The 13,630-nt window shown below is 32.8% G+C and carries 11 protein-coding genes; 10 read left to right on the top strand and 1 reads right to left on the bottom strand.

The window, feature by feature from the left end; all coding sequences use genetic code 11:
• Nucleotides 1-79 precede the first annotated feature (79 nt).
• Nucleotides 80-319 carry a hypothetical protein gene (locus CLW00_RS07755; RefSeq protein WP_106133113.1) on the bottom strand — a complete coding sequence of 80 codons (240 nt, stop codon included), beginning with the start codon at nt 317-319 and terminating at the stop codon, nt 80-82.
• A 636-nt stretch (nt 320-955) separates the two neighbouring features.
• Between CLW00_RS07755 and CLW00_RS07750 the strand changes: the two genes are divergently transcribed.
• The 10 genes from CLW00_RS07750 (at nt 956) to CLW00_RS07705 (ending at nt 13,614) form a co-directional block, all read left to right on the top strand.
• Nucleotides 956-1,576 carry a hypothetical protein gene (locus CLW00_RS07750; protein ID WP_146131378.1) on the top strand — a complete coding sequence of 207 codons (621 nt, stop codon included), beginning with the start codon at nt 956-958 and terminating at the stop codon, nt 1,574-1,576.
• Between the two features lie 1,066 nt (nt 1,577-2,642).
• Nucleotides 2,643-3,641 carry a mannose-1-phosphate guanylyltransferase gene (locus tag CLW00_RS07745; RefSeq protein ID WP_211300177.1) on the top strand — a complete coding sequence of 333 codons (999 nt, stop codon included), beginning with the start codon at nt 2,643-2,645 and terminating at the stop codon, nt 3,639-3,641.
• A gap of 119 nt (nt 3,642-3,760) precedes the next feature.
• Complete coding sequence (locus tag CLW00_RS07740) at nt 3,761-4,153, top strand: four helix bundle protein (protein WP_106133110.1); 393 nt, start codon at nt 3,761-3,763, stop codon at nt 4,151-4,153.
• A 753-nt stretch (nt 4,154-4,906) separates the two neighbouring features.
• Nucleotides 4,907-6,220, top strand: coding sequence for a nucleotide sugar dehydrogenase (locus tag CLW00_RS07735; RefSeq protein WP_106133109.1), 1,314 nt, complete (start codon nt 4,907-4,909; stop codon nt 6,218-6,220).
• 39 nt (nt 6,221-6,259) lie between these two features.
• Nucleotides 6,260-7,408, top strand: coding sequence for a GDP-mannose 4,6-dehydratase (gene gmd, locus CLW00_RS07730; protein ID WP_106133108.1), 1,149 nt, complete (start codon nt 6,260-6,262; stop codon nt 7,406-7,408).
• Between the two features lie 254 nt (nt 7,409-7,662).
• Nucleotides 7,663-9,138: an MATE family efflux transporter gene (locus CLW00_RS07725; RefSeq protein ID WP_106133107.1), complete on the top strand. Its 1,476-nt coding sequence runs from the start codon at nt 7,663-7,665 to the stop codon at nt 9,136-9,138.
• A complete protein-coding gene (locus CLW00_RS07720; RefSeq protein ID WP_106133106.1) occupies nt 9,132-10,265 on the top strand; it encodes a glycoside hydrolase family 88 protein in 1,134 nt (377 codons plus the stop codon). The genes CLW00_RS07725 and CLW00_RS07720 overlap by 7 nt, the downstream gene beginning before the upstream one ends.
• A gap of 9 nt (nt 10,266-10,274) precedes the next feature.
• Nucleotides 10,275-11,420, top strand: coding sequence for a polysaccharide pyruvyl transferase family protein (locus CLW00_RS07715; RefSeq protein ID WP_106133105.1), 1,146 nt, complete (start codon nt 10,275-10,277; stop codon nt 11,418-11,420).
• Entirely contained in the window at nt 11,413-12,411 is a 999-nt protein-coding gene (locus CLW00_RS07710) for a glycosyltransferase family 2 protein (protein WP_106133104.1), read from the top strand. Before CLW00_RS07715 ends, CLW00_RS07710 begins: the two co-directional genes overlap by 8 nt.
• Nucleotides 12,412-12,495: 84 nt before the next feature.
• A complete protein-coding gene (locus CLW00_RS07705) occupies nt 12,496-13,614 on the top strand; it encodes an EpsG family protein (RefSeq protein WP_106133103.1) in 1,119 nt (372 codons plus the stop codon).
• Nucleotides 13,615-13,630 lie beyond the last annotated feature (16 nt).

Below are 13,630 nucleotides of genomic sequence, written 5' to 3'. Positions count from 1 at the left end.
ACCTTTAATACGCATAGGTTCTTAATTTTTTTTATTTTATTCTACTGTGTTCAATGGTATTTCTGTCGTATATGGACTTTTAATAACCCTTTTGAGCTATAAGCTCAAGAATCATAAATCCGAAGGCACAACCTTCGGATAACGCAGCACCTTTACCAATTAATGGATTTTTTATCATCCTTCCTCCATCCAGACCTTCGGGGTTTTGGAAACCCCAAAGGTCAGGGACTGCTAACCTTTGAGGTCTTTTTTGGACCTCGAAGGTTTTTTTGTCAGAAAAAGTAGAAACAATTTCGCCGCCGTGAGTGTCCTCACTCATGGCCAATTAAGCGTTTGAAATCTTCAATACGCATAGGCTCTTATTTTTTTTATTCTACTGTGTTCAATGGTATTTCTGTCGTATATGGACTTTTAATAACCCTTTTGAGCTATAAGCTCAAGAATCATAAATCCGAAGGCACAACCTTCGGATAACGCAGCACCTTTACCAACAAATGGAATTTTTAGGGCCTAAAATAAAAAATAAGCATTAAGAGTATCAATTCGCTTTAGTCCTTAGACTTATTTCTACTGTATTTCAATCATATTTCTACTGTATTTCAATCATATTTCTAAAGTATCCCAATTCTCTTCGTTCTCGGGATCTACGTTACACTTCGATTTCAATCGTATTTCTTCTAAACGGCGTAGATTTTTAGCTGGAAAAATAAAAAAAATTCAAAAAAATACAGGGATCTTTCATATTTTTAAAATGCATAAATGTTTGTTTAAAATTTCATTTGAAACATTAAATCCTGAAAAATGCTTTATAATGTTGTCTTTGAATAGAGTTTTATCTCTGTTTGAATTGGTTTTGGGTATAGTTCTTGTTTAATTTTCTTTAGATCAGGTTTATTTCTAAAATATTTGAACTTGGTCATTTTTAGTAGAACACAATTGTAAAACCACATTGATATTGAATACGATGACAAGCATTTTTAATTATTTTTCCATTGTCTTTTCCGGGTACCAAAGGAAAAGCAAATCAATCAATGGGGTCAAGGTTCATTTTAAATACAAATATGGTACTGAGTTATTTAATCCCTTTAAGATTCTGCAAGATCAATTCTTCAAACTCCAACAGGTCAAGGAGGAGTTTGTGTTTGATGTGCCTGATTCCAACTATTCGGCTGATAAAATCTTAAATAGAATTGAGCAGAAAAATCCCCGGGTATCATGTTGGTCCGCTTGGGTGGAAGGGTATCTTGAAGTAAATCGCTATGTGGTCAAAGAAGGCGACCGAGTCACCTCTTTTTATATCTTTTTTTTTGAGGGGGAATTGCTGGCCTTTTTACATAAGAAATATGACTACGGTAGGGAGAGAAAAACAATTATCGAATCTGAAATCATGAAAGGAGCTGATAAGCGTGAAGTGGATTTCAGCAATGAAGATGAACCTATTGTATTCAAGATTCATGATAAAGGAATATATGTAGAAAAATTTGTGCATACCCATCTTTTCTTTGTTGCAGATACCCACAATTTTGAGAAAGTCTGTAAGCAAATGAATGGGTTCTTGGAACAAAAAATTACCTGATATATTAATCAAAAGTTCAAAATTTACACACCCAAATCCTTCGCTGATCAGATCTGAAAAAAAAATCTTAAAAAAATGAAGTACCAAAAATGGTTTTTATCACTTGAATAATGTGGTAAATATCCAGTTTCAAGCATTTGAAAAAAAGAAGAACTCAAATATGTTTTCTCCTCTCTTAAATTGTAAAAAACAAAGGCAATTTTAAAAATTGGCCTGTTATATTTGCAGCTGAATTTGACCCATTTTTGATACGAGTGATCTTTTTGGCAAACATTGGGGTGCCATTTATTTATTGCCAAATCACCTGTATTTATGTTTCACCTTTCGCTAAGTCCTCAAATGGGACTGAAAGGGCGAAGCTCCGCCAAGAGGGGAACAGTTGCTCAGTTAAATGTTGGGTTGATTGTGGGTGTTGGGAATTGATGAATTGACGAACTGACGAACTGACGAACTGAGACCAGAACACCAAACCTTCAACTCAGTATTAACCCCAATCTGAAATCTAAGATCTACAATTTTGGTGTTAAAGTTTGGCCGGATTGTGGGTGTTGGGAATTGACGAACTGATGAACTGATGAACTGACGAACTGAGACCAGAACACCAAACCTTCAACTCAGTATTAACCCCAATCTGAAATCTGAAATCTAAGATCTACAGTTTTGGTGTTAAAGGTTGGGTTGATTGTGGGTGTAGGGAACTGACGAACTGACGAACTGAGACCAGAACACCAAACCTTCAACTCAGTAATGACCTCAATCTAAGATCTACACTCTACAATTGTTGTGTCAATAGCGAAGCTTATCTGCGTTCATCTGTGATATCTGCGGGAAATAAATACTTTCAAATAAGCAGGGGTCAGTTAATATCAAAGTGAATTTACTTACCCGATCATTTACTTTCAATCTTTACAATCTTCAGAAACTTTAAATTGAGACTAGAAAATGGTAATTAATAAGTTGACAGTTAAAAGTTTATCTGCCCGTTTATTAACCTTTAACCTTTAACTTTTAACCTTTAACCTTCAACCCTCAACCCTTAAAACCTTCAATCACCATGTCTTCCCCAATCAAAACAATAAATGTAATTCTTTCCGGAGGGGTAGGGTCAAGGTTATGGCCACTTTCTAGAAAAAGCAGACCCAAACAGTACCTTCCGGTTTTTGAGGGGGAAACACTTTTTCAAAAGACTGTGGTCAGAAATAGGAATTTATGCCAAGGCTTGATACTTGTCGGCAACAAAGAGAACTACCAGCTTTCACGCGAAAATCTGAAAGTTTTGGGTGTAGATCATTATAATGAGATAATCGAAGCTTGCCCACGCAACACGGCTGCCGCAATTGCTTTTGCCGCACTCTCTGTGGATGCCGACGATATTTTGTTTGTGACGCCCTCAGATCACCTGATTGCTGAAGGGGATGCTTACGCAACAGCTGTCAATAGAGGATTTGAATTGGCTGCCAATGGACATATTGTGACTTTTGGTTTGAGGCCAAGCCGCCCCGAAACGGGATATGGCTATATTGAAGCGCAAGGAGAGGAAGTAAAGAGTTTCAGGGAAAAGCCTAATTTGGATACTGCAGAGTCTTTTTTGAAAAAAGGCAACTTTTTGTGGAATTCGGGAATGTTTTGCTTTCAGGCCGGTGTCTTCTTAGAAGAATTACAAAAAATGGAACCTGAAGTCTACCATGCGTCCAAAGCGGTATTTTCAAATTCCAAAGATGGTTTTCTCGATTATGACTTGTCCATGCAAATTCCCTCCATTTCTGTAGATTATGCAGTAATGGAAAAAACCAAAAAAATCAAAGTTGTACAAGCTGATTTTCAATGGTCTGACATGGGTTCATTCGAAAGCATTTATGACTATTACAAAAGTGTAGGACATCCCACCGACAGTAATGGCAATATGGTCATAGGTTCCGATAAACATACTGAATTTGTAGGATTGAAAAACACCCTGCTTATCCATACCCAAGACGCAATCCTGGCACTCAATAAAGACAATGCCCAGGATGTAAAGAAGGTATTTGAGAGGTTGGAAAGGGAGAATAGGGGGTTGGTGGACTAGGGCAAAGTTTAGTGCTTGGGGATAGCCTTGATTGTTGAAAGTTAAAAGTTAAAAGTTAGGTCTGTTAGATTGAAGCTTTGATATTATTGGGAAGTATAAACAATTTAAAGTGAATTGTTTTGGCAAGGATTAATTGTTTTGAAGATTTAGAAATTTGGCAATTGGCAAGAACTCTTTGTCAGATTGTCAGAAAATTCACTCTAAAACCTGCTTTCTCAAAAGATTTTAAATTTTCATCACAAATAAACTCAGCTGCAGGATCAATTATGGACAATATTGCTGAGGGATTTGAAAGAGATGGAAATAGAGAATTTATCCAGTTTTTATATATAGCAAAGGCCTCTAATGGTGAAGTCAGGTCGCAATCTTATCGTGCATTAGATGCAGGGTTTATCACAGAACCGGAACAATCAGAAGTCTTAAAAATCACTGATAGTTTGAAATTCAAAATCAAGACATTGATTACAATTCTAAAAAATAGTGATGGTAAAGGATATAAGAATAAACAGTGAAAGATTCTTTGCCTGTTTAGCTGGATAAAAGTTAAAATTGTTAAAACTTGCCCCGGCAAAAGTCGGGGGGTAGAAAGGTTAAAGGTTAAAATGTTAAAAGTTGGGTTGATTGTGGGTGTAGGGAATTGATGAACTGACGAACTGAGACCAGAACACCAAACCTTCAACTCAATAATGACCTCAATCTAAGATCTAAAATTTTGGTGTTAAAGGTTAAATGTTAAAAATGTTAAAAGTTGGGTTGATTGTGGGTGTAGGGAATTGATGAATTGACGAACTGAGACCAGAACACCAAACCTTCAGCTCAGTATTAACCCAAATCTGAAATCTGAAATCTAAGATCTACAATTTTGATGTTAAAGGTTGGGTTGATTGTGGGTGTAGGAAATTTGATGAATTGATGAACTGACGAACTGAGACCAGAACACCAAACCTTCAACTCAGTATTAACCCCAATCTGAAATCTAAGATCTACACTCTACAATTGTTGTGTCAAAAGCGAAGCTTATCTGCGTTCATCTGCGATATCTGCGGGAAATAAATACTTTCAAATAAGCAGGGTCAGTTAATATCAAAGTGAATTTACTTACCCGATCATTTACTTTCAATCCTTACTATCTTCAGAAACTTTAAATTGAGACTAGAAAATGGTAATTAATAAGTTGATAGTTAAAAATTTATCTGCCCGTTTATTAACCTTTAACTTTTAACCTTTAACCCTCAACCATCAACCCTCTATCAACAACAAAACATATGAACCTAACACCACTTAAAGACTCCAAAATCGCGATCATTGGCTTGGGCTATGTAGGCTTACCTTTGGCGGTGGCTTTTGCTGAAAAATTCCAAACTGTAGGTTATGATATTCATGGCCAAAGGGTGGATGAATTGCAAAAAGGCAGGGACCGGACTTTGGAAGTAGAAGACGCTGAATTGCAAGCGGTACTGGTCAACAGTCCTGTAGCTTTGGAGGAAAACAAAAAGGGCCTTTTTGTAAGCGACGATATTTCAGCCATTTCTTCCTGCAATATATTTATTGTAACGGTTCCTACACCCACAGACAAACACCATAGGCCTGTACTGACACCCATGATCAAGGCATCTGAGATGATCGCCAGGGTCCTGAAAAAAGGAGATGTGGTCATTTATGAATCCACTGTTTACCCAGGTGTCACCGAAGAGGAGTGTGTGCCAGTCTTGGAAAGAGAATCAGGTTTGGTTTTCAATACTGATTTCTTTGCAGGTTATTCCCCAGAGCGTATCAATCCTGGAGACAAGGAACATACTGTCACCAAAATACTCAAAGTCACTGCAGGTTCTACGCCTGAGATAGCGACTTATGTAGATGACTTATACAAGTCAGTGATCACTGCAGGTACCCACAAGGCTTCCTCCATCAAGGTAGCAGAAGCGGCCAAAGTGATCGAAAACTCACAGCGGGATATCAATATTGCCTTTGTAAATGAGCTCTCCAAGATATTTAACCTACTAGGGATAGATACCCAGGAAGTCTTGGAAGCGGCAGGAACGAAATGGAATTTCTTACCCTTCAAACCCGGTCTTGTTGGCGGGCACTGTATCGGCGTAGATCCCTATTACCTGGCACAGAAAGCACAGGAAATGGGTTACCATCCTGAGATCATCTTGGCAGGAAGGAGACTGAACGATTCCATGGGCAAACATGTGGCTACTGAAGTGATCAAACTGATGATGCGCAAGGACTTGAAAGTAATAGATTCTAAGGTCTTGATTTTGGGTTTCACCTTCAAAGAAGACTGTCCCGATGTAAGGAATACCCGCGTGATAGACATTTACCAGGAATTGAAGTCTTTTGATATGGAAGTAGATGTATACGACCCTTGGGCTGATCCAGAGGAAGTCAAACACGAATATGGCATTGATTTAATTAACAACAACACCAAACAAAATCTGGATCAGTATGCAGCCATTATCCTTGCCGTAGCCCATAAAGAATTTAGGTCATGGGAGGTAGAAGCTTCAAAAAGCCAAGTGGTATATGATGTTAAAGGAGTACTTGCAAAATCAAAAATAGACAGTCGCCTTTAATTTAGGTATAAAGAATAACCTTAGTTTTTTAAAATATTCATGAAAACAGCATTAATTACAGGAATTACGGGTCAAGATGGGGCTTACCTTGCGGAACTACTTTTGGAAAAAGGGTATAAAGTTCATGGGATTAAAAGGAGGGCTTCACTGTTCAATACAGATCGGATTGACCACCTTTACCAAGATCCACACGAAAAAGATCCTAGACTGGTCTTGCATTATGGAGATATGACAGATTCTATGAATTTGACAAGAATTATTCAGGAAACACAGCCAGATGAAATCTATAACCTTGCTGCTATGTCTCATGTGCAGGTATCATTTGACACCCCTGAATATACGGCCAATGCTGATGGTATAGGAACTTTAAGGGTTTTGGAAGCTGTCAGGTTGCTTGGCTTGGAAAAAAAGACGAAAATTTATCAAGCATCTACTTCTGAACTATATGGGCTGGTACAGGAAGTCCCACAAAAAGAAACGACTCCATTTTATCCACGCTCTCCATATGCTGTTGCAAAGCTATATGCCTATTGGATTACTGTAAATTATAGAGAGGCATATAATTTATTTGCTTGTAACGGAATTCTTTTCAACCATGAATCTCCGCTAAGAGGTGAGACTTTCGTTACCCGCAAAATTACCAGGGCAGTATCAAAAATTGCTTTAGGTTTACAAAAGGATCTTTTTATGGGGAACTTGGATGCAAAAAGAGATTGGGGACATGCCAAAGATTATGTCATGGCCATGTGGCTGATTTTACAGCAAGAACAAGCAGAAGACTATGTAATAGCCACAGGTGTTACGACAAAAGTGCGTGATTTCGTCAATATGGCATTTGCCTGTATTGGTTTTTCTCTTCGCTGGGAAGGACAAGGTGTAGAAGAAGTTGGGATTTTGGAAACTGTAGATGAAGCTAAATTTGAATTATCTACAGGGATGGTAGGACATAGTTTAAATATACCACAATTAGAAACGGTTTTGGTCAAGGTGGATCCAAGATACTTTAGGCCAACAGAGGTGGATCTGCTTATCGGAGATCCTACCAAGTCAAAATCAAAACTAGGATGGGAGCCTGAATATGACTTAAAAGCCTTGGTAGAAGAAATGATGGTAGCGGATCTAAATTTATTTCAAAAAGATATTGAATTGGTGAAGGCGGGACATAGAATTTTGAAACAGACTGAGTAAATCATTCAAACATTAGATAAATTTAATAACACCTCTGTTAAATAACTGCTATCATCAGTGTTTAATATATATGTGAGAATCATTTGTAGAAAAATTTCCCACATAACTATATAGAATTTTTTTCTTTTCTTAATTAATACAAGATTCCCGTTTAAATTTAAACTTAATAATCTAGATCAATTACTTTTTAATCATTTAAACTATTGTCTTCTTCAAAAACTATAGCTAAAAACACTTTATTCCTTTATTTTAGGATGTTTTTAGTAATGGGCATTACACTTTACATGTCCAGAATTGTTTTGGAGCAGCTTGGAGTGTCCGATTATGGTATTTATTCCTTAGTAGGGGGAATTGTCGCTTTATTTGGTTTTTTAAATTCTTCTATGTCTTCGGCAACGCAAAGATATCTGGCGTTTGATTTAGGGAAAAAAGATGAAAAAAAGTTACAAAAAACTTTTAGTGTAACTTTAACAATACATTTTGCTATTGCTTTTATTATTTTATTTTTCGCAGAGACAATAGGGCTTTGGTATTTGAATTATCATGTTGTTTTACCTCCGGATAGACTTTTTGCAGCTAATATTGTCTATCAATTTTCTGTTCTTACTGCTTTAATAGGTATTATTCAGGTGCCTTATGATTCGCTAATTATTGCCTACGAGAAAATGAATATATATGCTTACATAAGCATAGTTGAAGTATGTTTAAAATTAGGTTTGGTTTTTCTTTTGGTCGTTTATGGTGGAGACAAACTGATTGCATATTCAGTAATGATTTTTTTAGTTAGTTTCATTGTTAGGATTGCATACCAGGTTTATTGTAGAAGAAACTATACAGCAAGCAAATATAGTTTTAAGTATGATAAAATTTATTTTAAAGAATTGATTAATTTTTCTGGATGGAGCCTGTTTGGAAATTTGGCAGTGATTTTAAAAATTCAGGGGATTAACGTGATATTAAATTTATTTTATGGCCTTGTGGTAAATAGTGCATACGCTCTTACTCAACAAGTGAATACTGCAGTCTACTTATTTATCACAAATTTTCAAAAGGCTGTAAATCCTCAAATTATTAAAGCTTATTCTTCCGATGATATCTCAAAAATGCACCATTTAATACTAATTAGCTCTAAGTACTCTTATTTTTTAATTTTTATAATCACGATACCAGTCATTTTAAACATAAACTATGTTTTAAGTCTATGGCTCAAGGTGGTTCCTCCACATACAAATGTTTTTGTAATTTTGATTCTTATATCATCTCTTTTTGAAAGTATGTCTGGTCCATTAATTAAAGGAATTCAATCTTCAGGTAAAATTAAGAATTATCAAATATTTGTTTCAATAGTATTTATGGCACCTTTTCCCATTGCCTACTTCTTGTTATCGGATGGCATGGCTCCTGAGTCAGTGTTTTATTCTATCGTTGTTTCTCATTTTTGCGCACTAGGGATACGTTGTTATTTTTGTCAAAGACTTATTGGTTTAAAGATTATTAAATTTATAGAAGAAGTAATTTTTAAAACAATTTTAGTAACATTTTTATCCTTGTTAATATTATTCTTGTTTGGTTGCTTTAATTCATACACACAAAGTTTTTCAAATTTTTTAATTGACACTCTAATTATAGAAGTGGTTGTTATACTTGTTGTATTTTTGATTGGTATGACTAATATTGAACGTAAAAAAATATTTTCATTTATAAAATCTAAAGTTTATCCATTATGTTAATACTTTTAATTATCTCAATTTTTTTAAATTTTTTAGTATTAAAACTAGATATAATTCCTTACATCACTAACGTTTTTCAAAAACGAAAGCTGCGAAAAAGAAAAGTTGTCTTTGACAGAGCTGTTTTTGAAAAAAAAGTTTATAATGCTTCGATAGAAACAATTAAGGGTACGAAAGTAAAAATGCAATGGACTGATACAGATGGATTCAGTAATAATATTGTTAATATTTATTTAAATAAATACAATAATAACTTTAGAAAGTATAATTATCCACGGGCTTTGCTGATGTATGGTTTGTTAAAATATTCTATAAGTAAGAAGAACGATACAGGTATTTCGGTAGTTAGGGATGCATTCGACAAATTATTAGATGCGAAAGGGAACCCAAAATTCAATTTAGATAAAGTGGATCAGGCGATTTTTGGCGTCGTAGCTGTTGATCTTTATACAGTTTTAAACAATAAAAAATATTTGAATTTTGCTTCTATTATTTACTCCTATTTAGAAGAAAATTATTTGCGTAATAATAATGTAATTTTATACAGACCAAATATTAGATTCTGGTTTAATGATGTTTTAGGGCAAACTATCCCTTTTTTAGTTTCTTATTATACAATAGCTGGAGAGAAACGAATTTTGGATATAGCTAAAAGCCAAATGAATGCTTTTATTAAACATGGAATTGATAATCATACATTTTTACCATCCCATGGATTCAATTTGGATACTTATACTAAAATTGGTTCAATTAATTGGGGAAGGGGAATTGGTTGGTATTTATTAGCATTAAATGCATTGCATAAGCTAGATGGAAGTTATATGAAGGAGTATAATGGATTAATATACACTTTAAACAAGTTGAAATTGAATAATATTTGGACGCAATTTCCTGGAAGTGATATTAATTTTGATGCAAGTACTACCACTATGATGCTTTATTGTTTTCCTGAAGAATTGGTTGATGTTAATATTGTTTTAGAAACTTTAAATAATTTCACTTCAAAAGATGGTTTTATATTACAAACTTCTGGCGATACTAAAGGATTTAATAATTATTCAAGATCTTTTGGGAAAAGTGAAATATCTCAAGGTATGCTAATGGCATACTTAAGTAGAATCAAATAGAAACTTATTATGAAAATAGGAATAATTACTCACCCAATAATTAATAACTACGGTGGTATTTTGCAAAACTATGCTCTCCAGCAAGTTTTAATTGAATTGGGGCATGATGTTTATACAATTGATAGAATTCCAACTACACCTATAAAAATTAAAACTTTTTCATTTGGCAAAAGATTTTTATTAATGTTAAAAGGAAAGAGTGTAAAATTAAGAGGCTGGCTGACCAAGGAGGAATCAGATTTGATAAATAGAAACACAAGAAGTTTTGTTAAAGGCCACATAAAGCTTACAGAAAGTTTTTCTCAAAATTCTAAAATTAACCAGATTCACCAAAAATATATGTTCGATGCATATATTGTTGGAAGTGATCAGGTATGGAGACGAAGTTCTGTCCGTGGAAATAATCTTGAATTTTTAGATTTTCTCAAAAATAATAATCAAGTAAAAAAAATAGCATATTCTGCTTCTTTTGGTGTTTCAAATTGGGAATTTACAAAAAAGGAAACAGAAAGATTCAAAGATTTGATTCAATTTTTTGATGGAGTATCAGTAAGGGAAGATGATGGTGTAGTTATGTGTAAAAAGTTTTTAAATGTAGACGCTAAGCATTTAATTGATCCATCCATGTTATTAAGTAAAGAAAAATATCTATCTCTGCTAAAAAAACGCAATTTTAAACAAGATAAAGAAAGATTATTTGTTTATGTGTTAGATCGTAATCAAAAGAAAAATGATATTATCAATGGAGTTAGTGAAGCAATAAAGTTAAAGGGATTTGAAGTAATGCCAAGTCAAAGTTTTGCTTTAGAAAATGAAAAAAGTTTTGATTTAGAAAAATGTATTTTTCCTGAGGTAGAACAATGGATTGAGGGTTTTGCAAATGCAGAATTTGTAATTACTGATTCATTTCATGGTACTGCTTTTTCTGTAATTTTCAATAAGCCATTTCTTGCAATAATCAATGAGAAAAGAGGGGCTTCGCGATTTTATTCTTTACTAAAAACTTTCGGTTTAGAAAATCGATTAATTACAGAAAATAGTTCTAATTTCTTGGAAGTAGCAAAAACTGAAATAGATTTTTCTGACGTAAACAAAATTTTGGAACTAGAGAAAGAAAAATCAATTCGTTTTTTGAATGATATTTTGAATGACTAATATTTATCTATCGATTATAATTCCAGTTTATAACGTTGAAGGGTATTTACGAAAATGCATAGAATCAATCATTTCTCAAGATTTTCAAGATTTTGAATTGATCCTTATTAATGATGGAAGTACAGATGGTTCAAGGGAATTATGTGAACAGTATGCCTTAAATGACAATAGGATCAAAGTCTTTCATCAAAAGAACTCAGGTGTCAGTGTCGCGAGAAACTCAGGCTTAGAAAAAGCGCAGGGAGAATTGATTTGTTTTGTAGATGGAGATGATGAAATATTTCCAGGATCTTTAAATGCTATTTTCAATTCCATTGATAAGAGCATGATTGAAATGATAATTGCTAGGTCTTTTAAATTTCAAAATGGAGATATTGAAGAAGAAAAATATAATTTTGATCAATCTTACTTTAAAAAACAATTTGAAGGCTTTGATCTTATAGTTGAGAAATCATATTTAAGGGGCTCTGTATGCGGTTGTATTTTTAATCTTAATTTTTTAAAAAAAAATAGAATTAAATTCCCTGAGGGTCTAGCAAATATGGAAGATAGTATTTTTATTTCTTTAGTACATCTTTACATAAAACAAATTATTTTTGTTGATCAAAAATTTTATTTGGTAAAAGAGCGGTCTGATAGCGCATCAAGGATCTGGACCTTTGATAAGATTTATAATTTAAAAAATAGCATTAGTTTTATAAATGACTTTTTAGCTCAAAATTCAAAATTAAGTTACGAGCAAATTAATATATTGCATTTTTCAATATACAATTCTGTTTCTACTATTTTTAATAAATTAATTTATTCGCTTACATTTAAAAACTATCTTAAAATATTAAGTTTAATTAAGAAAGAGCTTAAAGGAGAAATAGATACTGGAGATATTCGTATCAATAAAGGTAAAATTAAATTATTAAATACTTCATTAGTTTTATTTTCAATTATTGTTATTTTAAATAGAAAAATCCGAATTTTTTTTAATATAGGATAAGTTTGAAATAATTTTTACAGTAAATCTTGTCCCTTAATTTTCTTTAAAGCAGCATATTTTTGATACTTAAATTGATAATAATTAATGACTGATATATTTACATATTTATTTTATTTAAGCTTGATGTCGTTTGTTTTTTTTACAAGCTTTTATCTTAGAAATAAAAAAATAAAGTATAAACAATTTGAATTTGATATTTTTTATATATTAATTCTGTTAGTATTGTCATTTTTTATAGGTTTTAGATTTGAAGTTGGTGTTGATTGGAGTGGTTATGTTTCTATTTATCATTCAATATCTTCAAATTCGAAATTTAATTATTCTCAACAATTTTATGAATTAGGATTTTACAGTCTTAATTGGTTAATGGGGGTATTTGATTTAGGATACCAAGGTGTATTTTTTATAATGGCGTTTATTTCTTGGTACTTTTATTTTAAGTCAGTTCCTAAATATATAATACCATTTTTTGTTTTTTTTCTTTTTTCCGAAGAATATTTTTTTTGGGGAATGAATGGTGTTAGGCAATTTGCTGCCATGGGGTTATGGGTTTTTAGTGTTAAGTTTATTGTTGATCGTAATTTTAAATTATTTTTATTGCTTGTTTGTGCAGCGAGTTTATTTCATTCAACTTCTTTACTTCTTATACCCTTTTATTTTTTACCCTATGATAAGTTATACAATCAATTTTTCTGGATTCTTATTTATGGGTGTTCACTAATACTTTTTATTTTTATAGATCTTTCTATTATTTTTCAAAATTTTGAATTGCTTTTCTTGTCATTAAGTAAAAATATCGGTGTTATTGATAGGTATGTAGGTTATGTAGATAGAGGTCAGATAACTTCACAAGATGTAAGTTTAGGATATGGATTTGTATTTAAATTAGTAGTTAATTTATTTATAATAGTGTTTAGTAAAAACCTAATTAAATGGCAGCCTAGTCTTAGACCATATATTGTACTTTTTTTCATAGGTGCTATACTTTTTAATGTTTTTTACGAGGTTAAATTGATTGGTAGATTATTTAGTTATTTCTTAATTTTTAGGCCTCTATTGTTGTCTTATATTGTTTACTATTTATATTTTATAAAAAGAAAAAGGTTTATTTCTCTTTTAGTTATGTTTTTGTATATAATAGTATTTCTTGGGTCAATGTACGGAAATTCAAATATGTGCTGTCCATATCAAATTTCCTTTTAGGGCTTACTAACATTTT

Source organism: Mongoliibacter ruber, assembly GCF_003003005.1.
GTDB lineage: Bacteria > Bacteroidota > Bacteroidia > Cytophagales > Cyclobacteriaceae > Mongoliibacter > Mongoliibacter ruber.
Note: the sequence above shows the minus strand (reverse complement) of the source record. Positions and strands in the feature narration are given on the sequence as shown.